The sequence below is a fragment of the Mycobacterium sp. URHB0021 genome, from assembly GCF_054057895.1.
The window spans coordinates 7,006,814-7,030,924 of the sequence record NZ_JBSRZT010000002.1 but is presented as its reverse complement, the minus strand read 5'-3'; the positions used below and the strand labels follow the sequence as shown (position 1 = coordinate 7,030,924).

The 24,111-nt window shown below is 65.9% G+C and carries 21 protein-coding genes and 1 pseudogene; 15 read left to right on the top strand and 7 right to left on the bottom strand.

Annotation, left to right across the window (positions count from 1 at the left end):
• The first annotated feature begins 22 nt into the window (after positions 1-22).
• Positions 23-1,681 carry an NERD domain-containing protein gene (locus ACVWWN_RS36600; RefSeq protein WP_457148218.1) on the top strand — a complete coding sequence of 553 codons (1,659 nt, stop codon included), beginning with the start codon at positions 23-25 and terminating at the stop codon, positions 1,679-1,681.
• A 488-nt stretch (positions 1,682-2,169) separates the two neighbouring features.
• Positions 2,170-2,412, top strand: coding sequence for a hypothetical protein (locus tag ACVWWN_RS36595; RefSeq protein WP_457148217.1), 243 nt, complete (start codon positions 2,170-2,172; stop codon positions 2,410-2,412).
• Positions 2,413-3,507: 1,095 nt separating this feature from the next.
• Here ACVWWN_RS36595 and ACVWWN_RS36590 read toward each other — a convergent pair.
• Together ACVWWN_RS36590 and ACVWWN_RS36585 are read right to left on the bottom strand one after the other, a co-directional pair.
• Positions 3,508-4,056: a protein-tyrosine phosphatase family protein gene (locus tag ACVWWN_RS36590; protein ID WP_457148216.1), complete on the bottom strand. Its 549-nt coding sequence runs from the start codon at positions 4,054-4,056 to the stop codon at positions 3,508-3,510.
• Complete coding sequence (locus ACVWWN_RS36585) at positions 4,049-5,062, bottom strand: hypothetical protein (RefSeq protein WP_457148215.1); 1,014 nt, start codon at positions 5,060-5,062, stop codon at positions 4,049-4,051. Before ACVWWN_RS36585 ends, ACVWWN_RS36590 begins: the two co-directional genes overlap by 8 nt.
• Before the next feature lie 130 nt (positions 5,063-5,192).
• Between ACVWWN_RS36585 and ACVWWN_RS36580 the strand changes: the two genes are divergently transcribed.
• Both ACVWWN_RS36580 and ACVWWN_RS36575 read left to right on the top strand, forming a co-directional pair.
• The gene (locus ACVWWN_RS36580) at positions 5,193-5,480 is read left to right on the top strand and encodes a type VII secretion target (RefSeq protein WP_457148214.1); all 288 of its coding nucleotides are present in this window, start codon (positions 5,193-5,195) and stop codon (positions 5,478-5,480) included.
• Positions 5,481-6,779 (top strand): WXG100 family type VII secretion target, encoded by a 1,299-nt coding sequence (locus ACVWWN_RS36575; RefSeq protein WP_457148213.1) that lies wholly within the window; start codon positions 5,481-5,483, stop codon positions 6,777-6,779. It abuts the gene before it with no gap.
• 251 nt (positions 6,780-7,030) lie between these two features.
• Here ACVWWN_RS36575 and ACVWWN_RS36570 read toward each other — a convergent pair whose 3' ends face one another.
• The gene (locus tag ACVWWN_RS36570) at positions 7,031-7,417 is read right to left on the bottom strand and encodes a hypothetical protein (protein WP_457148212.1); all 387 of its coding nucleotides are present in this window, start codon (positions 7,415-7,417) and stop codon (positions 7,031-7,033) included.
• Positions 7,418-7,573: 156 nt separating this feature from the next.
• Complete coding sequence (locus ACVWWN_RS36565; protein WP_457148211.1) at positions 7,574-7,936, bottom strand: DUF2293 domain-containing protein; 363 nt, start codon at positions 7,934-7,936, stop codon at positions 7,574-7,576.
• A gap of 1,319 nt (positions 7,937-9,255) precedes the next feature.
• Here ACVWWN_RS36565 and ACVWWN_RS36560 point away from each other — a divergent pair.
• The 10 genes and pseudogenes from ACVWWN_RS36560 to ACVWWN_RS36515 all read left to right on the top strand — a co-directional run bounded on the left by ACVWWN_RS36560 (position 9,256) and on the right by ACVWWN_RS36515 (position 21,062).
• Positions 9,256-9,873, top strand: a complete 618-nt coding sequence (locus ACVWWN_RS36560) for a hypothetical protein (protein WP_457148210.1) — start codon at positions 9,256-9,258, stop codon at positions 9,871-9,873.
• A gap of 12 nt (positions 9,874-9,885) precedes the next feature.
• Entirely contained in the window at positions 9,886-10,299 is a 414-nt protein-coding gene (locus ACVWWN_RS36555; protein ID WP_457148209.1) for a hypothetical protein, read from the top strand.
• Positions 10,300-10,538: 239 nt separating this feature from the next.
• Positions 10,539-10,733, top strand: a pseudogene (locus ACVWWN_RS36550) (transposase); the annotation flags it as partial.
• A 225-nt stretch (positions 10,734-10,958) separates the two neighbouring features.
• Positions 10,959-12,074, top strand: coding sequence for a transglycosylase family protein (locus ACVWWN_RS36545; protein ID WP_457149420.1), 1,116 nt, complete (start codon positions 10,959-10,961; stop codon positions 12,072-12,074).
• A gap of 84 nt (positions 12,075-12,158) precedes the next feature.
• Positions 12,159-13,823, top strand: a complete 1,665-nt coding sequence (locus tag ACVWWN_RS36540; protein ID WP_457148208.1) for an SWIM zinc finger family protein — start codon at positions 12,159-12,161, stop codon at positions 13,821-13,823.
• 204 nt (positions 13,824-14,027) lie between these two features.
• Positions 14,028-15,014 carry a hypothetical protein gene (locus ACVWWN_RS36535; RefSeq protein WP_457148207.1) on the top strand — a complete coding sequence of 329 codons (987 nt, stop codon included), beginning with the start codon at positions 14,028-14,030 and terminating at the stop codon, positions 15,012-15,014.
• A 52-nt stretch (positions 15,015-15,066) separates the two neighbouring features.
• Positions 15,067-16,359, top strand: a complete 1,293-nt coding sequence (locus ACVWWN_RS36530; RefSeq protein ID WP_457148206.1) for a DUF222 domain-containing protein — start codon at positions 15,067-15,069, stop codon at positions 16,357-16,359.
• 192 nt (positions 16,360-16,551) lie between these two features.
• A complete protein-coding gene (locus ACVWWN_RS36525) occupies positions 16,552-16,809 on the top strand; it encodes a hypothetical protein (RefSeq protein WP_457148205.1) in 258 nt (85 codons plus the stop codon).
• Between the two features lie 480 nt (positions 16,810-17,289).
• The gene (locus ACVWWN_RS36520) at positions 17,290-17,916 is read left to right on the top strand and encodes a hypothetical protein (protein WP_457148204.1); all 627 of its coding nucleotides are present in this window, start codon (positions 17,290-17,292) and stop codon (positions 17,914-17,916) included.
• Positions 17,916-21,062, top strand: coding sequence for a helicase HerA domain-containing protein (locus ACVWWN_RS36515; protein WP_457148203.1), 3,147 nt, complete (start codon positions 17,916-17,918; stop codon positions 21,060-21,062). The genes ACVWWN_RS36520 and ACVWWN_RS36515 overlap by 1 nt, the downstream gene beginning before the upstream one ends.
• Positions 21,063-21,074: 12 nt before the next feature.
• On the opposite strand, the gene ACVWWN_RS36510 is transcribed toward ACVWWN_RS36515, so the two are convergent.
• The 3 genes from ACVWWN_RS36510 to ACVWWN_RS36500 are packed head-to-tail and all read right to left on the bottom strand — an operon-like array spanning position 21,075 to position 23,272.
• Positions 21,075-22,112, bottom strand: coding sequence for a DUF2293 domain-containing protein (locus tag ACVWWN_RS36510; protein ID WP_457149419.1), 1,038 nt, complete (start codon positions 22,110-22,112; stop codon positions 21,075-21,077).
• Positions 22,113-22,149: 37 nt separating this feature from the next.
• Complete coding sequence (locus ACVWWN_RS36505; protein ID WP_457148202.1) at positions 22,150-22,764, bottom strand: RES family NAD+ phosphorylase; 615 nt, start codon at positions 22,762-22,764, stop codon at positions 22,150-22,152.
• A complete protein-coding gene (locus tag ACVWWN_RS36500) occupies positions 22,757-23,272 on the bottom strand; it encodes a hypothetical protein (RefSeq protein ID WP_457148201.1) in 516 nt (171 codons plus the stop codon). Before ACVWWN_RS36500 ends, ACVWWN_RS36505 begins: the two co-directional genes overlap by 8 nt.
• A 372-nt stretch (positions 23,273-23,644) precedes the next feature.
• Here ACVWWN_RS36500 and ACVWWN_RS36495 point away from each other — a divergent pair, with 372 nt between their 5' ends.
• Positions 23,645-23,917, top strand: a complete 273-nt coding sequence (locus ACVWWN_RS36495; protein ID WP_457148200.1) for a hypothetical protein — start codon at positions 23,645-23,647, stop codon at positions 23,915-23,917.
• Positions 23,918-24,111 lie beyond the last annotated feature (194 nt).

Sequence of the window (24,111 nt, the reverse complement as noted above, 5' to 3'; positions counted from 1 at the left end):
CCATCACTATGGGGCCCGCTGCATGACGATCACTCCAGACGAAACACCGCGGCTTGCCAACGCCGCCGAGCGCAAGGTGTACCAGGCTCTGCGGGAGCAGCTGCAGCCCAACGACCGGGTGCTTCCGGGCCGGCGAGTCACGGACCATCTCAAGGACCACGAAATCGACTTCGTCGTCGCCATCGAAGGTGCCGGCATCGTCTGCCTCGAGGTCAAAGGCGGTGAGGTCTGGCATGACGGCGACACCTGGTGGCAACGCGGACGCGGCCACGAGCACAAGATCCACCCCGTCCGCCAGGCTCGCGAAGCCTGCTATGCCCTTCGCGAGTTCATCGAGAATGATGAGCGCTGGACCCAGGACCGGCTGCGCTGGGACCACGTCATCGTCGTGCCGAATGCACAGATCGCCGAGGACTTCGCGCTGCCGGACTGCCCGCGGTGGAAGGTTATCGACCGCGACGATCTGCCGAAACTCGTCGACAAGCTGAAGCACGTCCTCGTCCGGCAGGAACTCGGCCGACCGCTACTCACTCAACACGGCATCGAGGAGCTCTCAACTGCGTTGAGCGGCAGGGGATTGCCGCAACGCAGCGTCGTCGCGCGCGCACTGGCCAATCAGGATGCCGCCGACGCGATGACCGAACATCAGGCCGTCATCCTCGATGCCATCAAGCTTTTGAGCCGGGTCGAGATCCGTGGGGGAGCGGGCAGCGGCAAGACCTTCCTCGCCATGGAGCAGGCCCGGCGGCTCTCCGCGAAGGGCGAACGCGTGGCACTGGTCTGCTACTCCCACGGCCTGGCCTCCTATCTCGAGCGCATCACCGCGAACTGGAAGCGCCAGCACCAACCCGCCTGTGTCGGCGAATTTCACGACCTCGGCAAGCAGTGGGGTGCGCCCGAGGGGCCCGATGAAGCGGTCCGCAGCGATGAGACGGTCCGCTTTTGGGAGCACGACCTACCGCTCCAAATGACTGACCTCGCAGCACAGTTGGAGCCCGGCCATCGGTTCGACTCGATTGTGGTCGACGAGGCCCAGGACTTCGCCGACGCGTGGTGGGATCCACTGCTGGCCGCGCTGAAGGACGACGAGACGGGCGGTATCTACGTCTTCACCGACGAAGGTCAACGGGTCTTCAGTCGATACGGCTCACCGCCGGTGCCGCTGGTTCCACTAATCCTCGACCACAATCTGCGCAAGACCCGCCAGATCGCCAACGCTTTTCAGCCGCTCGTCGACCATCCGATGCGTTTCCTCGGTGGTGAGGGTCCCGCGGTGAAGTTCGTCGCCTGCACCCGCAACGACGCGATGGGTGCCGGCGACGACGAGGTCGAGATGCTCCTCGAGGAGGGCTGGCGGCCCGAAGACGTGGCGCTGCTGACCACCGGGACCCGTCATCCGGAGCAAAAGGAACGGCAAGCCGGCGGCAGCGCCGCCTACTGGGACAGCTTCTGGGACGCCGATCAAGTGTTCTACGGTCACGTTCTCGGCTTCAAAGGGCTTGAGCGCCGCGCCGTGGTCCTCGTCGTCAACGAGGAGTCGGCATTCGAGCGATCCCGGGAACGGCTCTACGTCGGGTTGTCGCGAGCACGCGACCAACTCGTCGTGTGCGGGGATCCGGATTTCATCCGCCAGGTGGGCGGACCTGATCTCGCCCACCGGCTTCATGTGTCGCCGATCTAACGTCGCTGTCTTGCAGTCGCACCCATTAGGAGGGCCGTGGTTCGCGGCTCATGCCTCGTGTCCAGAGGAGCGCGTCGAGTAGTCGAAGCCGCTGACTGTCGCTGCTGAACCAGCTCTTACTCAGCCGACTGGTCCCGTGTGCGAGTAGCTTCCTGAACTCGCTGCAGAACTTGGCGATCAGGCTTGACTGCGCGCCGCAGGAACCACAGAACAGCCCGGTCGCGGTCAGTCCACCGCCACCATCCCTGCTGCGGGACACGTCAGTATCGTCACCGCTAGTCAACGATGCCTGTCAAAGGGCCGTGCCGAGGCAGTCGTGTGAGCCAATACATCAGGCAGACGGGAATTAAAGCACGCTCGCCAGCGCTATCTTACATAGAAACGCTATGTTTTGTTTCTCTCCGGAAGCGCCCCGCCGGGGCCCGACAACTCAATTGCGGCGAGCGAGCGGCCGTATCTCGGGCGTATCCACGCCCAAGGAGTGAATCATGACCATCAAACGCCGCTTTCTACCGCCAATGTTGTTCGCGGTGGCTGCCGCGGCATCGATCGTAACCGCACCCGACGCGCTGGCCGAACAATCCTGCACCTATACCAGCGCCAACAGCACCGTCTGCCAGACACCTGGAAATGTGCAGATCGTCAATTCGCCGCCTCCGGTGCAGTACGCCCCGGAGTTTCCCTACTTCGGTGGCAACTTGCTCGTCTTCCACCATGGTGGACATCGCTAGAACCTTCGAACGCTTGGTGACGAGCGGATAATTCTCGTCTCCGCTCGTATCCAGGATGTAGCTCCACTGCGCGAGACGATGGCTGTCCTCACAGACGGCGAGGGTGGCGGCGTCGACTTCGTTACCCATCTCGTGGCCACCACCGATGCAGTTCGATCGATCGTTGGCCTAATCGACTAACAGGCGCACGTCGGTTCTGGCATAGCTGACCTACAGCAAACATTACCCGCGTCGAGATGTCGTACCTTTCTGGAACAATCGGGTGATGACGCAAACACCACCCAAACGCCTTCATATCGTCGAGGGCAGCATCTGGAAAGACGCGGTGATCGCGCTCTTGGAACCCGCATCCCCGTACCGCCCGTGGCGTTACAGCTTTGAAGAAGTCAGCCCCGGCGATTTGGTGGTGGTCGTAATAGGCACGGATCCAATCTCGATCCTGACCGAGTTTCGCCCATGTTGGCGACGATGGCCGTCTCGGCACTGCGGTGCGCGGCGTGCGTTGGTACCGTGCCGATGTCGTCGATCTGACAGCCTTCGCCGCGATGCTCGGTCTGGGGCACTCCATGACGACGGAGTGGACGCTCGACGGCGACGCGGCCGTGCAGACGAGGCGCGCATTGACTGGTCTCCGCTGCGGTGGGAGGGAAGTGCGATTCGGTCACACCTCCCTGGCGGAGGCGCGCGTTCTGCTGCACTCGGGTGGCAACTGTCAGGGATGCGATCGCGAGATCGACCTCAGCAGACCCGACGCGCGCGATGAGGTCTTCGTGCACACCGTTGATGCCTACCGACGGCCGGCGCCGAGGGAATCCAGCCTCACCGCTGAGGCCGATTGGCCTGTAGTGCTCTGCCGTGGCTGCCACCTACGCATGCAGGACGGCGGCTACCGCAGTTGTCTTGATTTCCGATTGGACAAGAACCCGTCATGCCCCCAGTGCGGCGGGAGACGGAGCCTCAGCACGTTCTATGGCATGCCCGCCGGCGACATTCCGCCCGGGCGACATGCCGGCGGATGTTGTGTCTCCGAAGAACGCTGGTATTGCGACTTGTGTGGGTACCAGTGGTGACAAATCGGCTGGGATGTCGCGGGATTCAAGGTTTCGTCCACCGCTTCACGCGCTCGCGAAGAAGTCGATGCTGAACTGCCGACTCAGGGCATCGGTGTGCTGCCTTGCGCGTGTCGGCTCGCAACTCGGCGATGCGCGCGATCGCCGAGTCGTAGTCCAGGCCGCCGTCGATAAGGCGACAGCCGACCACGGTGCTGGTACGGCCCTTGCCGCCGCAGCAGTCGACGTAAACGACTCTGCCTGAGTCCGTTTCGCCTTGGATGCCGGTAAGGATCCGGTCATAGCCGGCGTGGGCAATCACTCCGTTGTCCGGAATCGGATGAGCGAAATGCCGCATCTGTCGGCCAGCCTCCGTGACCGCTTCCTGAAGCACCTCGCGATAGGAGTCGAGACGATCCTGTGGAGTCGTCAGATCGACGATCGACCCAACGCCGGCCTCGATGAGCAGGCGCACCTTCGCCGCCGCCTTCTTCCGCGTCAGCGCGCCCGGGTATTCACCGGCTAGCAGACGTCCCGGCTCCACCCACCACGCATGGAAGAATTCGTCATGCGGCCACCGCCCGACGTTACCCATCGAACCGCTCCGCAATCGCCCGCGACGAGTCATGGATCCGTCCGTGACTGACCAGCCGGACATCCAGGTCAGCGTTCTCCACGAGCGTCAGCGCATGCATGATCGCATCATCGATCCACGCGTGAGCGTTACCGAACACGCCACCTCCGACACGGGTCAACAGCACGATATTGGATTGTCCTGAGAGCGATTGCTCGACCGCCGCCAACAGCGTCGCATCGTACGTGGCCTCCAACACCAGCCGCGCGAATGCCTCCCATGCCGATGGCCGGCCGCTTCCGTATGCGACCGGCAACCCCGAGCAAAACGCCTGCGACACAAGCTGCTTGCCCTCGCGGACATCGGTCACCTCGACGTCGTGGTGCAATCCGATCGACAGCGACGCGCGCAGCTCGTCCTGCACGTCCTCGCTCACCTCAGCCAGCAGCCTGCTGATGGCATCCAGACCGTATCGCGTGCACAACGCGTAACCGTTGCTCATCGTCCACAGGTCCGACACTGGCCGGCCCAGTTTCGCCGACAGCGCCGCACCCATCGCAGCCAGCGCATCGAGCTGGCGATCCCGCGTCTGCCCGATCTGGCCGTAGACGGGGGCGAAGTAATTGCGGTAGATCGTCGCCGCCCCCGCCGCGACTGCGCACGCCGGTCCTTGCGTGTGGTCGCCGCTGTACCGCGTCACCCCGTCCTCCGGGGTGACACTGGGCCCCGTCATCTCCAGCAAGTTGAACTGCGACGCCACCTGAAACAGCGCGCCCTCCAGTGCGGGCTCGGCGTGCATGGCCCGCGCCTCGCCGCTGACACATCGCACGGTGATTCGTCCGCCCGAGGGCACGTCGACGCGCGCTCGCAGTTCGGCCAACGTCGGCAGTTCCAGGGTGCCGATGCCGTAGCGCTTTTCGTTGACCGTCGAGACGAGCGTGTCTCCCTCAACGACGAGCCGCTGGCGAGTGTCGTCATAGCTCGTCTCACGGAAACCTGTCAGGTCGGCGAACCAGTCATGCTGCATAAACAGCATGTTCGCACGCGCTACTGACATCTGACTTCGTGTACGCGTTTGCTGTCGCATACATGTATCTGCGTCCGTCCCTCAGAAATTGCCGCGGTTGCCCCTACGCGGGCAGCCATAAACTCGAAAAATGGGATTGCTCGAGGCCGACACGATCGGCCTGCGTATGTTGGCCGCGCATTGCGGGTCCTGGGCCATCGACGTCGAGGTAACTGACCAACCGGTGTCGGCCGCGCCTTGGTGTCAGGCGACATCGGCGGCGGTGGCTGCGGTGCACGCCGATGTCGGTGCGGCCGCACAGTCCCTCGCCGACCGGATGCAGTCGACCGCGGCGAAGCTGAGCGCGGCCAGTGTCGCCTACGCAGTCAACGACATGGACTCGGGTACGCGGATCAGTGCGCTGACCATTGCGGTGTAGATGCCAGCCAGCGCTTTGGGCCCCACGTTGCTGCAAGTACGTACATGGGATACCGAGCACCTGACCGAGGCGGCCGCCTACTGGACCGGCACAGCCACGGTGTGGGGCGACGCGTTCACGAACCTGTCGGCACACATCCCGTGTCCCGGTGGCAGCCCCTGGGTTGGTGATGCCGCCGAGGCCGCCCAACATCGGGCCGATGCCGACAAGCTGACCGTGATGGGTCTGGCCGATCAGCTGCATCATGCCTCGGCCGTCGCCCGCGCGGGCGCACGCGATATCGATGCTGCCAAACAGGGCGTCCTCGCCGCTGTGAACGCCGCGCGGGACGCCGGATTCATAGTGGGCGAAGACTTCTCGGTCGTCAGCCGCGAATCCGGCCTCGCGTCGGTGACGGCTACACGGCAGGCCCAAGCACAGGCGCTAGCCGCCGATATTCGGGCGCAGCTGGCAGCACTGATCGCCACCGACCAACAGGTGGCCGCCATGATCACCGCCGCCGCTGCCGGTGTCGGCACCGCACCCGACAGCGGGCATCCGACCATTCAGGCGGTTAACAACCGCACCGTGAAGCAAGCTCCTCCGCAGCCCGAACCACCCGACCCATCGCAGGGACCGATGCCGCCCATCAACGACGCCGAGGACGTCAAACGAGTTCTCGATCCGCTGCAGAACGGGGGTAGGCGTGGGCCCAATAGCGTCGGTACGAAGACCGGTGTCAAAGAGGTTTGGGACCGGGGCTCGGTGCGTCAGCTGTGGGAGAACCTGACGCGTAGCGCCGCGGATGCCGACGGTTGGCCGGGCTACCGTGGACCGGTGCGGATGCTTCCCGACGGCACAATGATCGGCCTACGACAGAGCGGTAAAGGGTGGGACGACACCATCGATATTCGGTACCCCGACGGCACGCGCAACAAGATTCACACACCGTATGCACCGTATTTTCCGTCAATTGGGACGCCCCCGCAGCTCGGGCCACCTCCAACTGCGCACGCGCCTGTAGCCGTGCCCTCAGCCGGAATCTTCGAACCGAGTGGCCTACCGCCGTGGCTGCAGAACCCCTCTGCGCCCGGGATCCAGACGCCCGTGCAGACACCGACGATCATGCCCGGAGTCGCGCTCCCTGATGCACCATCGGCATCCGTCACTACACCGGCCAACCCCGGATTCTTACCCGATCTGGGCCACGACCTTGCCGAGGCTAGCAAGACGGCAGGCGCCGGAGTGCTCGCTGGCGTCGTCATCATCGGTGGTCTCCTCACGGGCGGTGTCACCCCGAGTGGACAGATCGCGCGATGACATTAGGCGCAGCGGCGTTCCCCGAATCGGTTGCGCGCTATGGCACGTGGCCGTCACCGACTTTCGAAACATGCCCAACGTCAGGGCTTGCACCTCGTGCAATGGTCGTTTGGGCCGGTGATTTTCGTACATGAACGCCGTATGCACTTGACCGGCGAGATCGCGGCGACCAGGCCCTCGATCAGCAGGTTCTCTCGCACCGCATCGCGTTCAGAATCCGTCATAAGACGTTACCGCGACACAACTATCGGCTAAGGCTCACTGGACTTGTAGAGCTCCAATGCCAGCTGTTGTCCGATGGCCGTGAGGTTCATCCAAACGATGTCGCTCCAGCCCCGCCGGTCGTCGAAGTTCTTGACGTAGGCGTCTTCTATCCTGGCCATCGCCGCATCGACAGGCAGGTCCCACAGTTCGAAGCCGGACGGCTCTTTTCTGTCTGGCACACCCAGTACGAACAAACCGTCATTGACGAGGTCTCGGATCAAGTTCAGCGTCAAGTCCTGTACTTGGTTCAGTGGCGGCGCATGGGTGGGATCCGTGCCTGCGAAGCCTTCGTGCACTTCCCAGAGCGCGACGAAATCCTGTAGACCTTCGAGCAACAGGAGCTCTTTGACGTCGGCAGCATCAGGAATGTTCATCGCACGACTGTCACCATCTTGATCACCAATCTGCCCTCGCACGTCATTGCGAGGCCGTTCGTGTTGTAGATCAATGCTAGGCCGCCTGTGGACGGTCCAATACGCTAGATTTTTGACGGCGCAGCGGCACCCTGGATGCCGCGTCCGGCGCCCCACCTACCCGTCGAGCATCGCCATACTGTCGCGCCACGCGGTGACGATGTCCTCGACACGTGTGTGTACAGGTGCGCGAGCCGATTCGCGGTCGAGACCCGACATGAGCAGGTCGTAGTCAGTGTCGACGTGGCGCACCAAGGCGACGACGGCCAGGACCGCGTCGGGGTCCAACGACCGACCCGCCGCGCCTCGTCTCACCCGGCCACTGCTGCGTGTCGCAGCGTGCAGCGCGATCGCCGGGGCGCGGTCGGCCGGACGACCGGGGATCTGCTCCCGGATCGCGGCCGCGAACTCGCCCCGGAACCGCGCGTCCTGGTCGGCTTCAGTCGGCGTCAGGCCCTGCCCTTCGGCCCAGTGCCGCAACGCCAGAAGGGGCTATTCTCCATTCGGCCCATCGATAGGCTGCTCGGCCCCCAACTTCTGGATGTGCACGGTGCCGCCCCATGCAGACAGGAATCCCCGGTTACATCCTCCTGCAACGCCTTCGGCTTGCACGCCGACGGTGTGTTCGCCCGCCGGCACTCGATACGCCGCGGTACTTTCCCCTGGCCCTAGTAAGTCAGAGCCCACCACCCGGCCATCGATACGGACGCGCGCGATGATGTCGGAGCAGTGAGTCGGATCTGCGGTGATCCAGACGTTCGACCTTGTCGCATAGTGGGTGTCCCAACTTGGGATGTTCTTGCACAACTGGGTCCATGGTTTCTTGCACGGGTCGACCGTGATTTGTTCGTTCCAGGAATCCGCCGACGCGGGAGCAGCGAGCGCAAGGGCAGCGAAACCGCCAGTGACGGTAGCGATTGCGACCGACCTAGCCGCCCTCCGGGCGTATGTGAATGTCATATGAATCCCCCCAGTTTGGTGTGACCGAATGTCCGTTGAGCTGATGCTATTTCGGTCGATCATCGAGGTCGCGAGTAGTCGAGTACCCGAATCGTGGCCGCGTCGTGCGTGTCTACCTGCGGTTTCGGCACGCTTCGATTTCGGGCATACGGGTACGCCGCCGCTCGGGGGGTAGGTGCCTTAAGGCAGGTCGCCCAGTGCAGCAGTCTGATCAGGCGTCCGTCACGGAGGAAATCACCAAGCGGTCTGCCGCATCATTTCGGTGTCAGGCCCACCCGGGTCCCGCATTTGCAGAGTTGGACATGAAGCTGACCCCCCGCGCCGTCGACGTCACCCCTGCGCCCAGTGCGTCAACGCCCGAGGCGTCCGGTCCCTGTGTCGATGAGGACCTGGCCGTCACCAACGGGCCGCTGTTGTCGCGGAACACCCAAAGTCGCGTGGCGCTGCCTTCAACCGATCTGCAACGCCAGCGTCAGCTCGGTGGACCAAGCCGCTCTAGCCCAACACGTTGCACATCAGCGCGGCCCGCGCCCGGTCATCCCCGAACCTTGCCGGGCCCACTATCGCTTTTGTCCACCTCAGAGCGACACAGTCGCCAGATACATTGCACGCCTATCGATTGAGCGACAATGTCGCTCGGAGGTGGACACTGACAACAGTGGTCTGCGGCCGTCGCAATCACGTCGAGCGTCGCCGCCACGTCGTCCCTACACGGCGCCGGGCCCGCGGAGGCTATCCACAGCCCCGTCTCAATCGCGCATCGACCTGTCGGACGTCCGGTCGACAGTCGCTCCAATCGACGCGTACGCCGAGACCGCGTCATCGGAGATGGGGGAGACATGGGCAACAGGGTGAACTTCGTCATCGTCAAGGACCACGACTGGCAGCTCTATTACTCGCACTGGGCGGGCTGCCGCATCCTCGACGCGCTGATCGGCGGGCCGGAACTCGCCCTGCGGTACGCGGCCTCGCTGCGGCGATGCGAGAAGAACGAGTGGTGCCCCTCGACGTGGGCCGACGGCGGTGCGGTGGTAGACGTCGACCGTCGCCGGATCTTGTTCTTCGGCGAGTCGCTCATGGTGGAGATGAACGAGCGCCGAGCTCTCATGGGGGTACTCGCCACGGTGTGGTCCGACTACGAGATCTGCTGGGCATACGACGGAACCACAGAACTGGCGGGGTATGTGGGAGCTTCGCTGCCGCCCGATCCCTGGGACAGGCAGCCGACGTTGAAGCTTGCCCGTGGCCGAAATGACCTGTGCCATCTCATCTCTGTGGTCGACGCCGACGGAGAGCTCAGATTCTGGCCGCTGTGGTGGCACCTCAGCAAGGCGCGGCACGGGCCGGCATTGCTCGACAAACTGCCCGGTCCGGGCATCCGCCGGATCAGGCTCGGCAAGGTTCCCGAAGGCGGTGCCCACATCGACGTGCGTCGAAAGACGCTGGGAGCCTGGTAAACCGCCGACACCATGGGCTTCTTCCAAGCGCTTCCCGAGCTGTGGCCGGGGTGGCAGACAGAGGTCTGGGAGGATCGCTTCGAGAAGCACGTCGAACACTGCGGCGGCGCTCTACGCGTTCCCGGACTGGACGTGATCACAGGCATCGAGAGCGCCGAGGCGTCGATTCGCAAGCGGGTGTTCGAAAGCTTCGAGGACAGCCCGGCCGGGTACATCGCCCAACTCCCGGGACTGCTGGCGCCCGTTGCACCCGGCCTCGTGGTCAGCTCCGATGCCGTCGGCGATGGTGGCGTACGCCCGACCAGGGCCGAGTGGTCTCGCTTCGTCAGTGCGTGCGACCAGGTGGGCTGCCGACATGATCGTCGGAACGTCGGCTCATCGCGATGCTTGTCGCAGGGTAGATCGGCAACACGCCGGGCGGGGTGACGCGGTTGAGGGCCCGAGCGGGGAATGATGTGCGGCTGATGAGCCCGCCGATGGCGAAGCATTCAAGGTAGGTCTTGAACAGCGCCCAGACGCCCAGCTCGGCGAGGCCGAAGTTGCCCGCCGAACAAGACATTCCGCCCACCCGGCCCGATCATCGATGGTTGCTGGCGCCGGCATGCAATGACCGCTTGCCCGCGGAACACCTGGCGCGGCTCGTTGCCGAACTGGTCGACGAGCATGTGCGCATTCGATCTGCGCACATCGGGGTGCGCGGTGGATGGTCCTACGATCCCCGGCTGATGGCGGTCCTGTTGTACGCCTACACAATCGGAGTGTGGTCGTCGCGGATGATCGAACGCAGGTGCGTCGATGATGTGGCCTTTCGCTGGCTGACTGCCGGCGCGTCCCCGGAATATCGGGCGATCATCGAATTTCGCGAACAGCACCTGTCTGCGCTCGGATTTCTGTTGGTGCAGGCGTTGCGCCGGGCCCCCGGTGGCATCCGCCCAAAGGATGTCTCGGCCCTTCTGGTTGACGCCGAACGGATCGATGAAGCCGAGGACGCGGCGTTCGGAAGGAGCCGTCGTGTCGGCCGACAGCCGCAGCGGTTGCGGCGACGCGATATTGGGCTGTCCAAGATCGTCAATACCACGGCGGCCGTGGAAGCCGAGATCGGGCGGCGCCGGCAATGGCGGCCGGTGGTCGGCGCGCTCTTGCTGGCGGTGGCGATCGCGGGCGGATTCACCGTCGCGACGCACAAGACGCTCACGGTCTCGGTCGACGGCTCACCGATGACAGTGTCGACGATGAAGTCGCGGGTGATCGACGTGCTGCGGGAAAACGGCTTCAGCGTCGACAACCACGACGAACTGTATCCGGCCGCCGATCAGCCGGTCCATCAGTCCGACACCATCGTGCTGAAGCGTGGCCGGCCGTTGCAGGTGTCGGTGGACGGCGGCCGGAGCAAGCAGACGTGGACGACTGCCGTGACGGTCGACGAGGCCCTCAAGCAGCTGTCGATACGGGACGCCGCCCCCGCCGCGGTATCTCGTTTCAGCCGAGTGCCATTGGCCGGCATGGCGCTGTCGCTGGTCAGTGCGAAGAAGGTGCATATCGTCGACGGAGGCGTGCCCAGCGATCGGTGGCTGGCGGCGCCGAATGTGGGGCTGTTTCTGGCGGCAGCCGGTGCGCCGCTGGGGCAAGGTGACAACGTTGTCCCGCCGGCGTCGACTCCGGTCACCGCGGGCATGAGGATCGTGGTCACCCGTATCCGACTGCGGGATGTCACCGTGCGCATCGCGCTGCCGCCGCGGGCGTATCGCATCCAGGATCCGACGATGAACATGAGCCGCCACGTTGTGGAGGTCCCAGGCACCACCGGGACGCAGGAGGTCACCTTCTTGGTGTCGACCGTCAACGGTGTCGAAACCGGGCGGTGGCCCGTCAAAAACGAGATCGTGGCACCCGCCCGACCCTCAGTGTTGCGGGTCGGTGCGAAGCCAGGCACCTACGTACCGCCGGTGCTCCACGGCGCGGCCTGGGATGCGCTGAGCGCGTGCGAGTCCGGCGGCAACTGGGCCATCAACACCGGCAACGGTTTCTATGGGGGCGTGCAGTTCGACCAGAACACATGGGAGCGGCACGGTGGACTGCGTTATGCGCCGCGAGCGGACCTGGCTACCCGGGAAGAGCAGATCGCCATCGCCGAGGTCACTCGGGCAGTTCAGGGCTGGGGCGCCTGGCCGGTATGCAGCAGAAGAGCGGGGGTGCGCTGACTCCCCGTACTCGTCGAGCATCGCCACACGAATCGTTGGTGACGAGCAGCTGAGTCTGGCCCACGAATCGGGCACCATGGTGATGTGGCGCTCTCCGAAACGACGCTGCTCGACGTAGCCGGTGACCTGGTCTTCGCCCGGGGCGAGGACTACGTTCGTTATGTCCGAGGGCTCCGCACCACCGACTTCAAGGCCTACGCGTCAATCCAGGCCAAGCGCGTCTACACCGTCGAGCTCGACTGGTCCGGTCCGCTACCCGACGGGTCCTGCACCTGCCCGCATCATGCCGACGGCAACTTCTGCAAGCATCTGGTCGCGACCGGGCTCGCCGCGATCGACAGCGGACGGGTCGCGGTCGACGACACCGCCAGCAGTACGGCCGAGGCAGCGCTGCACGAGGCGGTGCAGGCGATGGATCCCGATGAGCTGCGTGAACTGGTCATCACACTTGCGCAGCGCGATGGCGGGGTGCGCCGCCTGCTGGAGATTCGCGCCACGACAGCCTCAGGCGACGACGCGCAAGCCAAAGCCGAGTTGGAGGCCTACGTGCGAAACACGTTGACGTTCCGCGGCTTTGTCGACTACCGACGTTCCTTTGAAGTCGCGGGAGCGGCTGGTGAAATGCTCGACGAACTCGAGAACCACCTCAACAGTGGGGCCGCGGAAGTCGCGCGGCCGGCGTTGCTGCGGGCACTGACCCGGCTGCGCAAGCTCATCCTGCAGGCTGATGACTCCTCGGGCTCGATCGGTGACCAATGCCAGCGGGCCGCCGACCTATACGCGCGCGCCTGCCGTCTGGGTAAGCCCGACCCCGTCAAACTCGCGACGTGGCTGGTGAAATTCCGGGCTGACTCGCCGGGGTGGCCGGCGCTGGTCTTGGCGGACTTCGTGGACTCGTTCGACGAAAAGGCACTCGGGACCTACCGCCAGGCAGTGACGGCGCTGGACCGTAAGCTCGAAGATCATGACCAATGGAAGCGGCTCGAAGTCGACGCGATGCTGCTGGAACTCGCCGATCACGACGGCGATGTCGACCGGGCCGTCCACCTGCTTGCTCAGCGGGAACACCCACAGTACGGGGCGATCGTCGACCGGTTGCGGACAGCCGGCCGCACCGAGGATGCGGTGGCATGGATCGATCGTGCAGTTGCGGATGGACGGGTCACCAGCCACATTGGTGCCAACGACTATTGGCTGAGCCCGGACGACGTGGCCAAGACGTATCAGGGATTGGGCCGGATCGAGGATGCGGTCACCGTCCTTCGCGCAGACTTCGTCCGGCAGCCGTCGATTCCCACCTACCGAGTCCTGCTCGATTTCGCGGCCGGCATCGACCGTGCCGACACCGAACGCACCTGGGCCCTCGACCACGCGCGGCAACTGGCGACTGACCGTTACGCCAAAGGCGCGGTCTTGGTTCAGCTCTCGCTGAGCGAGGGTGATGTCGAAGGCGCATGGCAGGCCGCGGACCGCTACGGCCCTGGCTGGGCGTGGCGGGAATTGGCCAACCGAGGCGCCGAGGCTCGGCCTGTCGGAGCTGCAGACCTGTACCGGCCGCAGCTCGAGAAGGATCTGCGGCACCCCGACTCCAAGCTCTATCCTGACATCGCCGCGACCCTGGCGACGATGGCTGAACTCTATGAACGAGGCGGTCGCAGTGCCGATTTCGCGTCATTCATCGCGCAGATCCGCCAGGACTACGGCAGGCGGCCCTCGCTGATGAAGGCGCTGGACGCGAAGGGCCTGTGAACGGCGGGCGCGATGTCACTGCCCGTGAGTAGCGTCCGCGATATGAGTGACAGACGACGTGCACGCAGGGCCAAATAGGTCCGACGTGACGCGCGGCGGGCGAAGAAGCGCGTCGCCGAAAGCTCTACCGACACCGCACTCACCCACGTAATACGCAGTGCCTTCGCGGGTGGGCAACCACTCAGTCTGCTCGGTGTCGCCAGCATGGCGATCAACGCGGCGAAACCCGCTCCGCTGATATCGCTGACGTCCGGCCAGTGCGATCCGGGTCGTCTGGACCGGATCCTTGACGGCTTGATCGGTGTGCGGGAGCGCGCGGGGACGGCGCTACTGGCCGTCATCGCCGAATTGCTCGTCGACGATCCGGCCCAACAGCTCCGTTGTCGCCGCGAAGTGGCCGAACGACGTGACCATCTGCCGCAATGGATCACCGCGTTACCGCGGGTCGACGTGTACCGGGCGGTGCACATTACCAATGCTTTCGGTGACTTCGACGAAGTCGTGATCGGTATGCGACTCGACGGTGGGCACGAGCTGACCATCGCGGTGGGGATCGACCACAACGTGTGCTCGACCGTTACCGATGCAGACGCCGTCCCCGATCCGATCGACGAAGCCCTCGCTCGGGCGGCCGAATCCCGCAGCGAGACTCACGTTTTCGAGATGGGTCTGGCCGACGCGCGTGCCTGGATCGGGGATGCGCTCGACAAGCCGACACTCGCACCTGAGACCGAAACGTGGCCGCAGTGCCGGCCATTAATTCAGTGGTTGGTAGGTCGGCTGCCTGAAGGTGGTGACCGCCGGTCACCGGCCTGGGAGTGGCAGTCGAACGAGGAGCTGTGTGACGGGTTCTTCGCAACCAGTTCCGCAGCGCCGTTCACCGACTTCAGTCATCGGGAACTGCTGCTGGAGTTGTTCGAGACTGGTACGGGCGACCCATTGCGGTGGAGCTCGGTGCGAGTCGAAGGGGCCATCGGCGGCACGCCCGACATCGCGGACGGCTTGCCGTTGGAGGTCGCGCTGGACGCGCCCGATCTGCTGCGCGCGTTCATTCCATATGCCCACGGGCAGAGCGGGATACGGGATGAACTGACGTCACAGACGCTTGCTGTGGTCGACGCGTTGAGGTCGAGCTACAAGCGGGAGGTGCTCAGGGAAGCCAAGTACTGGGATCTCGATGATGCGGTCTAGTCCGGGACTCGGGTGGCCCGAACTTGTCGGACCCCTCTGCGATGATGGGGCTATGTCTTCGACCGCGTCGCTTGAGGTGCCGGTGGTGCGGGCTGGGGAGCGTGTTGAGGTGTTGTTCGGGGAGTTGTCGGAGTTGGCGGGGCAGCGCAATGCCATTGATGGGCGCATTGTGCAGATCGTCGCGGAGTTGGATCACGACGGGTTGTGCGGGTCGACGGGGGCGCGGTCGATCGCGGCGTTGGTGGCCTGGAAGCTGGGCGCCTCCTCGGGCAACGCCGCCACGATCGCCGCCATCGCGCACCGGTTGCCGGTGTTTCCGCGCTGCGCGCAGGGGATGCGGGAGGGTCGGCTGTCGTTGGATCAGGTCGGGGTGATCGCCGGCGGCGCCGCCGATGGCTCCGATGAGCATTATGCGGAGTTCGCCCGTGTGGCCTCAGTGTCGCAGTTGCGCACCGCGGTCAAGCTCGAACCCCCACCCGAACCCGACCCCGACCCGCAGCCCGAGCCGCAGCCCCGGCCCGATCCCGAGCCCGAGCCGGAGCCGCGGGTTTCGATCAGCTCCACCTCCGATGAGCAGTTCTGCTATTACCGGATCACGTTGCCGCATCTGGAGGCGGCGAAGTTCGACGCGGCCCTGGCTTCTCATCGTGAGGCGCTGGTCGCCGAATGCAAACGCGATCATGCCGCCGGCGGCGACGCGTCCGGGCGGCCGGCGGCGCTCCCGTCCACCGGTGCGGCGTTTCTGCGGCTGGTCGATGCCGGCTGGGACGCCGAGGCGGCGGCCCGCCCCCACGGCCAGCACACCACCGTGGTGGTACACGTCGATGTCAAGGACAGGGTCGCGGCGTTGCATCTGGGTCCGCTGCTGTCGGCTGCTGATCGGCGCTACCTGAGCTGTGATGCCACCTGCGAGGTGTGGTTTGAGCGCAACGGGCAGCCGATCGGGGCGGGGCGGGCGTCCCGGGTGATCAGCCGCCGGCTGCGCCGCGCGCTGGAGTACCGCGACCGCAGCTGTGCGGTGCCCGGGTGTGCGGCCACCCGGGGTTTGCATGCGCATCACCTGTGGCATTGGGAAGACGGCGGCCCCACCGAGCTGGACAATCTGGTGCTGCTGTGCCCCTACCATCATCGTTTGCACCACCGCGGCGGCATCACCATCACCGGACCCCCACACAAGCTGTCGGTCACCGACAGCGCCGGCCGGATTCTGAGCCCGGGATCGCTGGCCCGCCCCCCAACTCAACCCCCACCGGCGGTGCCGCCGTATCCGGGACCCACCGGCGAACGCGCCCACTGGTGGTGGTATCAACCCTTCCAACCCCAACCACCACCCACCCTGAACTAGCTTCACTCACCGCAGCCGGCCACCGCCAGCGTCCCCGGGCAATCCGCAGCAACCCCGCGGTGCTCAACGATTTGGGCGGTAGGCGGAAGTAGTCGTCTTCGACGCGTCGCACGCGCGGTCGGACCGAGCGACTGCCACCACCGCATGCAGGCCGCCGTTTACCGTACCCTCCTCGATTTCGGATCCATCAGCGTGTCCAATTCACATTGGGACGAACATGATTCCGTTCAGTCGCCGTGGAATGACCAGCGGTGGAGCGCCCGCGTCGAGCCCGAACAGCTGCCTCGGCGCGAGACTCTCGGCGCAACTCCGGAGGCCGAGGCGGCCGGTATCTTGGACCTTCTAGCCGCAGAATTCGACGATCACACCTTCCCGATCGGCGGCTTCGCCCGATGGCTCAGCGACGCCGATATCGAATGCGAAATGTCCATGCAGTTCTTCGAAAACTAGTACTACGAGTGGCATTCAGCGACAATGTCGCTCGTAGGTGGACACTTTCTGCAGTGGTCTGCTGCCGGTAAAGAGTTCGTCCAGGATGTCGGTGATCCGTCTCGAACTCATCGGCCGAAACATCTCCGATTACGAAGCGGTGGTGCAAATCGACAGTTCTCGAGCATTCGCAACACCCGCGCGTCGACTTCGGCATCATTACCCCTTCGTGGGTGCACGCGCAGTCTGTTGAGTTTCAGCGGACCCGACGACGACGCAATGCCGTTGTCTACGCGGTCGATAGTCCGCGCCTGGCGGGGCGCAGTTCGACTGCCCGGTACTCGCCACGAACCTACTTAGCTAGGAAGCACGATATCGCCCACCCCGGGCCGGCCAGCGCAGCAATTTGCCCGCCCACTGACGCACCTGCAGCCGCCGTTGCAGGGCGCGAGGACACCGGCTCGCGCAGAGGCGCCGCCGAGAACCGGCTACGTTGGCACGGTGAGCGTCACTCCCCATGACCTGACCGGCACGGAGCGAGCTGTACTTCTGGTCTTGATGGCCGAATCGCGGCCAGTGCCGAATCCCGACCTGGTCGCCCTCGGGCCCAAACTCGACAAGCCGGGCCGCGACAAACTCAACGACCTGGGGCTGATCGAATCGGACCGCAGCAGCGGCCGCTTCGTGCACGAGCTCACCGACCGCGGCTGGCACCTGTGCCGCGAGATGCTCTCCGCCGGAGCGCCGCCTAAGTCGACCGGCCCGGCGAGAACCCTCTACACGATGCTGGCCGCTCTCGACCGCTACCTCACCCACGCCGACCTCAGCCTCGCCGACGTGTTCGGATCCCCGAAGGAGGTGCAGACCGCAACCGTCGAGGACCGCATCCGCGACACGTATGCCACCCTCACACCCCGGCCCGGCGGCTGGGTCGGCCTCGCCCACCTGCGCTCAGAACTGGCCGACGTGCCGCGCGCAGAAATCGACGCGGCTCTGCACACGCTCTATCGGACGCCCGGCGTGAGCCTCATCCGCGAAGAGAATCAAAAGGCGCTGACCACCATGGACCGCGACGCGGCCGTGATGATCGGCGGCCAGGACAAGCACCTCATCGCGATCGAGGCCTGATGCATGAAACACAGCGGGAAGCGCTCGCATCACTGCGCCTCACCTGGGCGCCCACAGCCGACGACCTGTGGCGGCCCCAGGCGGAGACCCACGTCAAGGGGCTCAACGAGTACGCCGCCGACGACGTCATGGAGGCCTTCGGCGACGCCGCCCGTGACCCGGTCTCCACGCCGCTCGGTGTCGTCGTGCGCGGGCCGGCCGGGTCGGGCAAGACCCACCTCCTCGGTCAGATCCGTGATCGAGTGCAATCCTCCGGCGGGTACTTCTTCGTCGTCGAACTGCTCGACGCCGCCAGCTTCTGGCAGTCGGTGCGTAGCGGCATCCTGGAAAGCCTGGGCCGTCCCGGCGCCGAGCGCGAAACGCAACTCAAGGATCTGCTGTGGGACTTATCGTCGATCGCGCACGTCTCCCGGGCCGACCGCCGGGCCATCATCGGTGACGACGATCTGGAGCCCGAGACCCTCGACCGCTTCGTCAACGCCATGGCCAAGGCCCGCCCCGACCCCGTCCGCCAGTGCCACCAGACGCTGCGCGCGCTCGTCCTGCTCGGCGCCGCCGACCTGTCCGCCCACGACGCCGGCGAGGCCTACCTGCAGTCCAGCGAGGAGTTCGGCAGCGACGACCGCGACCGCTGGCGGCTCCGCGCATCCCCCGCCTCCGCGCAGGAGTGCGTCCGAGAACTATCCCGGCTGTTCGCGCTCGCCGGTCCCGCGGTGCTCGCCCTGGATCAGATCGACACGTTGCTCGCGCAGTCGCTCGCAAGCACCGGCGACACCGCGACCGGCACCGGCGACACCGTCGTCGATCAGGTGGCGCACGGGCTGATGGCCGTCCGCCAGACCATGCGCCGCACCGTCGCGGTGGTCGCCTGCCTACCCAGCGTGTGGGAGCACGTCCGTGACCGGGCGACGGCGTCTGTGGCCGACAGGTTCCGCGTCACCGCACCGCTGCGGCCCCTGCCGACGGCCGACATCGGCCGCGCCCTTCTCGAGCGGCGATTCGTCGCGAGCTACGGCGCCAACGGATTTCATCCGCCCTATCCCAGCTGGCCCATTCTGCCTGCCGCCTTCGCCGACGCGCCCGACCTGACGCCCCGGCAGCTTCTGATCCGCGCCGACGCTCATGTCCGGGAGTGCCTCAAGCACGACGAGGTCATCGAACTCGAGCACCTCGCCGGCGAACAGCCCTCATGGGATACGCCGTCGCACGACGACATTGCCGACGACGCTCTGACAGGAGTTGACCGCCTCTTCGCGGAATACCGCCGTCGGGCGGTGCCCGCCGCCGCGCTCGACCCCGAGGGCGAGGACATCGCGATGCCCGAGCTGCTCAGCGCGGCGCTCACCGCGTGGATCGCGGAGCGCGATACCGACCAGTCCTACACCTGTGACCCGCCACCCGGCCGCCACGTGACGCTGCACGCCCGGCTGCGTCAGAGCCTCGACCCCACCACGGACGACGAACGGCACTGGGCGTTCCGCAGCATCGCCGCCACCAATGCCGTCGCTGTTCAGAACCGCATCAAGAAGTCTTGGGGTGCAACGGGACTCGGTATGGGCTCCGACCGGCGCCAGTTGTTCATGTTGCGTAACTCGGCGTGGCCCGCCGGACCGAAGACCGCTCAACTGGTCGAGGACTTTCACCGCGCCGGCGGCCGCACCGTCTCCGTCTCCGACAACGACCTCCGCACCATGACGGCCCTGCGGGACCTGATCGGGGAGGACCCCGCCGAGCTGTCCAGCTGGCTTCGTGCCCGTCGACCGGCGCACGGATTGGGCCTCCTGCGCGAGGCGCTCGGCGACGACGACGACACGCCACCGCCACCGGAGCCGACCCTCGAACCACACGGCGACCCCGAGATCGACATCACCGAACCTGATGACGCCGAGAATATTCCGGACACCGTGCTGCCGCTGGGAACCGACCTCCGCACCAACGAAACAGTCACCGTCGACCTCGCGGCGCTACGCAAGCACGTCGCCGTCTTCGCCGGCACCGGATCGGGCAAGACCGTCCTGATCCGGCGTCTGGTGGAGGAGTGCGCCCTGCGCGGTGTGTCCTCGATCGTCCTGGACCCCAACAACGACCTGTCCCGGCTGGGCAGCGGTTGGCCGGAACGGCCCAACGGGTGGCGGCGATCCGATGACGCGCGCGCCGCGGACTACCTCAACGACACCGAGGTGGTCATCTGGACGCCGCGGAAATCCTCGGGACGTCCGCTCGCGTTCCAGCCGCTGCCCGACTTCCCCAGCGTGGTCGACGACGAGGACGAGTTCCACGAAGCCGTCGAATCCGCCGCCGCGGCGCTGGAACCGCGGGCGCTGATCTCGGGTAAGACCGCCAAAGCGAACCGGGCTCGGGCGGTGTTGCGAGAAGCGTTGCAGCACTATGGGAGACAACCCACGCCGACGCTCCCGGGGTTCGTCAGCATGCTCGGCGACCTCCCCGAGGACATCAGCGACCTGGCCGGTGCAGACCGGATCGCCGCCGACATCGCGCAGGATCTGCGCGCCGCCATGGTCAACGACCCGTTGTTCGGCGGGCGCGGCACGGCGCTCGATCCCGGCGTGTTGCTCACCCCGGCGGAGGGATACAAGGCCCGCGTGTCGGTCATCAGCATGATCGGGCTGTCGTCCGACGAGCAGCGCCAGAGCTTCGTCAACCAGTTACAGATGGCGCTGTTCGCCTGGATCAAACGCAATCCGGCAGGCAAACGGCCGCTGCGCGGCCTGCTGGTGATGGACGAAGCCCAAACGATCGCCCCGGCAAAGGGATTCACCGCCTGCACCCGCAGCACGCTGGCCCTGTCGTCGCAGGCCCGCAAGTACGGGCTGGGGCTGGTGTTCGCCACCCAGGCCCCGAAGGGGCTGCACAACCAGATCCCCGGCAACGCGGTCACCCAGTTCTACGGCCTGCTCAGCGCGCCCGTCCAGATCGAGTCCGCGCAGGAGATGGCTCGCGCCAAAGGCGGTTTGATGCCCGACATCAGCCGACTGCGGTCCGGCAACTTCTACGTCGCGATCGAGGGCGAAGCGTTCCGCCGCATCGTGGCGCCATGGTGCCTGTCCCATCACCCGGCCAGTCCGCCGTCGGCCGAAGAGGTGCTTGCCCTCGCCCGGGCGCCCGGGCGTCCGATCAGAAGTTAGGTCCGTCGCCGGCTATCCGTCGAGCAGCGCCACACCGTCGCGCCACGCGGTGACGATGTCGTCGACACGCGTGTCGACCTGTGCGCGGGCCGATTCGCGGTCGACACCCGACATGAGCAGGTCGTCGTAGTCGGTGTCGACATGGCGCACGGAGGCGACGACGGCAAGGCGGACAGCGTCGGCGTCCAATGCCCGGCCCGCGGCGCTTCGTCCGACGCGGCCACTGCCGCGCGCCGCGGCGTGAAGTGCGATCGCCTCAGCGCGGTCGACCGGACAGCCGGGGAACTGCTCACGGATCGCGGCCGCGAACTCGCCGCGGAACCGCGCGTCGTCATCGGCTCGGCGGCTCTGGTCGCGTGTTCGGCGGCGGGCGCGCACGTCGGCGTCGGAGAGGCACTCTTGTGCGGCCTGTTCGATCGCGACCGGCTCGGCCAGGATGCCTTGCCGCTCATAACGTTTGCGTCGTGAGCTCCAGCGCACCACGACCGCGGACAGTCGGCTCGCTTGCCGGGCGCGGCGGGTCAGCGCGGCATCGCCCGAGGGCAGAAACTCGAGATGGCCGAGGTCGGCGCAGTCCAGACACAGGGGACCGGCCTTGCCCGTGAGCATGAGGTCGCCGGTGTCGCCGCACGATGCGCACGTCCACGCGTTGTGGGGAGAGACGACGGTGATGTCCCGGGGACGACGCGGGCTCTCGACAACAGGATCAGCAACGTCGGTCGACGACGCCCAATGGGTGCGGAAGGCGCGTTCGACGTCAGAGTCACCGTCGGCGGTGAATTCCAGATCGTGGTAGTCGGCTTCTGAGGGCGTGAGGCCACGATCTTCGGCCCAGCGCTGCAACGCCGCGAAAGCTGCGGTGACCTTCTCGGAGCCGACCCCTACGCACCGATCGAGTGAAGGAACACGGCCGTGCTCCCACCTGTCGACGTTCGGCTGAGCGAGCCAGCCGAGACCGACGAGAACATCGATGGGGCGGACGGATCGCCGTTCGGCCAGCGATGCCTCGGCGATCCGTGCCACTCGTGTTTCAAGGCTTGCCATAGCGATCTCGACGTTACGTCTGCGATGCGACACGCGACAGCGGCTAAGCGATCTCCCAGTTGACTGTGAAGCCCTCGTGCAGGACCAGAGCGGTCAGGACGTCGATCCGCTCGCCGAGGGGCCACGACTCGACGTCGAACCCGTCGGCGCCGAAGAACGCCCAGTTCAGCGACGACTCCGGGGTCGTGCGTGACCGATATCGGATGGCGTCGATATCGGTCCACCAGCGTCTGGCCGCGTCGGCGAGTCGCTGGCAGGTGGTCCAGACATCGGGATGTTGCCCGGTGCTGATCTGGTCGTCCACCTGCAACGCGTCGAGGTTCTTCTCGGTGCGGAGGTCGAGCACCCGTAGGTTGCGGGTCGACACGAGGCGGACGAGGTGGTGCGTTCGGTGGTCGGCGGGGATGACGAGCCCCGTCGATCGGTATCGCTCCCGGAACGCGCCGACGAGCGTGGCGCCGGCGTAGCGGGTCCGGAAGGCGCCCGATGCCGAATCGAACCGGTAGCGCGGTTCGAGAAAGCCGGTCCAGTCCCAGTCGGCGGGTGGGGTCGCGTCCACGCGCCAGATCTCGCTGCCGGCCGGGATCGATCGACGGCGTAGGCCGACGGGCCTGTCATGGGGGAATGGGACGCGGTAGCCGGCGGGAAGCTCAGGCACCGAGGGAGGTCAGCATCTGCCACGCGGTCGCGGTGGTCTTGGGTTTGCGCAGCGCCGCGGCGATCGAGGTGCTACCGAGTTCCTCATGTTCGAGGCGCATGATCCGGTCGGCCGCCAGGGGATCCGAGGTGAACCGGGTTAGCAGCTCGAGTATCCGCGGTAGGTCTGGGCGCATCCGGTCACCGTCGAACTGCCAAGCAGGAAACCAGGTTTGATTACCGACCGCACTGCCGATCAGCTTGCCGCGGCTGCGAAGCCGGTGCACCGCCTGAGGCGTTCGCAACTTCAAGATCTCCTGTACTTGCGGCGTCCGTATCGAGCCGTCGACGAAGTCCTCGACGAGTGCGGTGCGGCGCTGATCGCTCAGTTGGCGCGCCGCGACGCGCTCCAGCGTTCCCTGCGGAGACGTCGGGGCGGTGAGCAACGCATCGAGGACTTGGGCGAATCGCGAGTCTTTCTGCGCCCGAACCGCCACCTGACGGGCGAGTGGGGCAATGGCAGCGGTCATGCTTTTGACCTTACTCTCGGTCCGGGGGAATCGAAACAATCGAAACAGACTCTCGGATGGCGCACGGCGCGCACCATCCACAGGCCGGATCAGTTGTCAGACCTGCGCGGTATGGTTCAGATGCAGGCGAGACCAGCGGTGAAGATCCCCGCGGCGGTTCCCGCACGAAGCCTTTCCACTCCGACAAGAGGAGAAAAGATGGGCAATCGATACGACAAAGCGGGGCACCTGTGTTGCGACCGGTGCGGCAAGTCGGCCGGTGTCCGCAAGCGAACATGTCCCTACAAAGTGCTGGGGCACAGTCTGGATGGCCCGCGGCGGTGGTTGCCCTACTGTCCTCCACTGATGCTCTGTGGATTCTGCTATACGGCCATGGGGCAACGGCTCATGCACCGGGAGTGCCGCGCCGCCGCTGCTGTCAGTCAAGCCGAGGATGACGAGATCGAACGCCGACTCGATGCGGGGGAGTCGCTCTCGGTCGACGCGTACGGCGACTGGGAGCCGACGGTGCCCAAGGGCATGGTCGGCCTGAAGTTCGTCGGCCGCGGCGGTGTGTCTTACCGGCTGATGCCCGAGGCCGACTATCCCAACCAACTCGTGGCGCTGTCGGCGGTTCGGACTGAGCCCTGGACGGATCACCCCTGACCCCTCACGCCGGCCGGTGGCGTCGCCACTGCAGACGTCACCGCGTACGCGATCGACACCTCGACGGGAGACGCGTGCCCACGCTGGGGCTCGGTGCACTAAGCCGGTCAAGCCCTCACTATTCAGCGACAATGTCGCTCGTAGGTGGACACTGACAACAGTGGCCTGCCGGTCGTGCTGCGCTACTCCAGGGG

What these genes read in the sequence shown, in the direction of transcription:
- ACVWWN_RS36600 (WP_457148218.1), top strand. Translation starts at nt 23, where the DNA reads ATGACGATCACTCCAGACGAAACACCGCGGCTTGCCAACGCCGCCGAG.
- ACVWWN_RS36595 (WP_457148217.1), top strand. Translation starts at nt 2,170, where the DNA reads ATGACCATCAAACGCCGCTTTCTACCGCCAATGTTGTTCGCGGTGGCT.
- ACVWWN_RS36590 (WP_457148216.1), bottom strand. Translation starts at nt 4,056, where the DNA reads ATGGGTAACGTCGGGCGGTGGCCGCATGACGAATTCTTCCATGCGTGG.
- ACVWWN_RS36585 (WP_457148215.1), bottom strand. Translation starts at nt 5,062, where the DNA reads ATGCAGCATGACTGGTTCGCCGACCTGACAGGTTTCCGTGAGACGAGC.
- ACVWWN_RS36580 (WP_457148214.1), top strand. Translation starts at nt 5,193, where the DNA reads ATGGGATTGCTCGAGGCCGACACGATCGGCCTGCGTATGTTGGCCGCG.
- ACVWWN_RS36575 (WP_457148213.1), top strand. Translation starts at nt 5,481, where the DNA reads ATGCCAGCCAGCGCTTTGGGCCCCACGTTGCTGCAAGTACGTACATGG.
- ACVWWN_RS36570 (WP_457148212.1), bottom strand. Translation starts at nt 7,417, where the DNA reads ATGAACATTCCTGATGCTGCCGACGTCAAAGAGCTCCTGTTGCTCGAA.
- ACVWWN_RS36560 (WP_457148210.1), top strand. Translation starts at nt 9,256, where the DNA reads ATGGGCAACAGGGTGAACTTCGTCATCGTCAAGGACCACGACTGGCAG.
- ACVWWN_RS36555 (WP_457148209.1), top strand. Translation starts at nt 9,886, where the DNA reads ATGGGCTTCTTCCAAGCGCTTCCCGAGCTGTGGCCGGGGTGGCAGACA.
- ACVWWN_RS36535 (WP_457148207.1), top strand. Translation starts at nt 14,028, where the DNA reads ATGGCGATCAACGCGGCGAAACCCGCTCCGCTGATATCGCTGACGTCC.
- ACVWWN_RS36530 (WP_457148206.1), top strand. Translation starts at nt 15,067, where the DNA reads ATGTCTTCGACCGCGTCGCTTGAGGTGCCGGTGGTGCGGGCTGGGGAG.
- ACVWWN_RS36515 (WP_457148203.1), top strand. Translation starts at nt 17,916, where the DNA reads ATGCATGAAACACAGCGGGAAGCGCTCGCATCACTGCGCCTCACCTGG.
- ACVWWN_RS36500 (WP_457148201.1), bottom strand. Translation starts at nt 23,272, where the DNA reads ATGACCGCTGCCATTGCCCCACTCGCCCGTCAGGTGGCGGTTCGGGCG.
- ACVWWN_RS36495 (WP_457148200.1), top strand. Translation starts at nt 23,645, where the DNA reads ATGGGGCAACGGCTCATGCACCGGGAGTGCCGCGCCGCCGCTGCTGTC.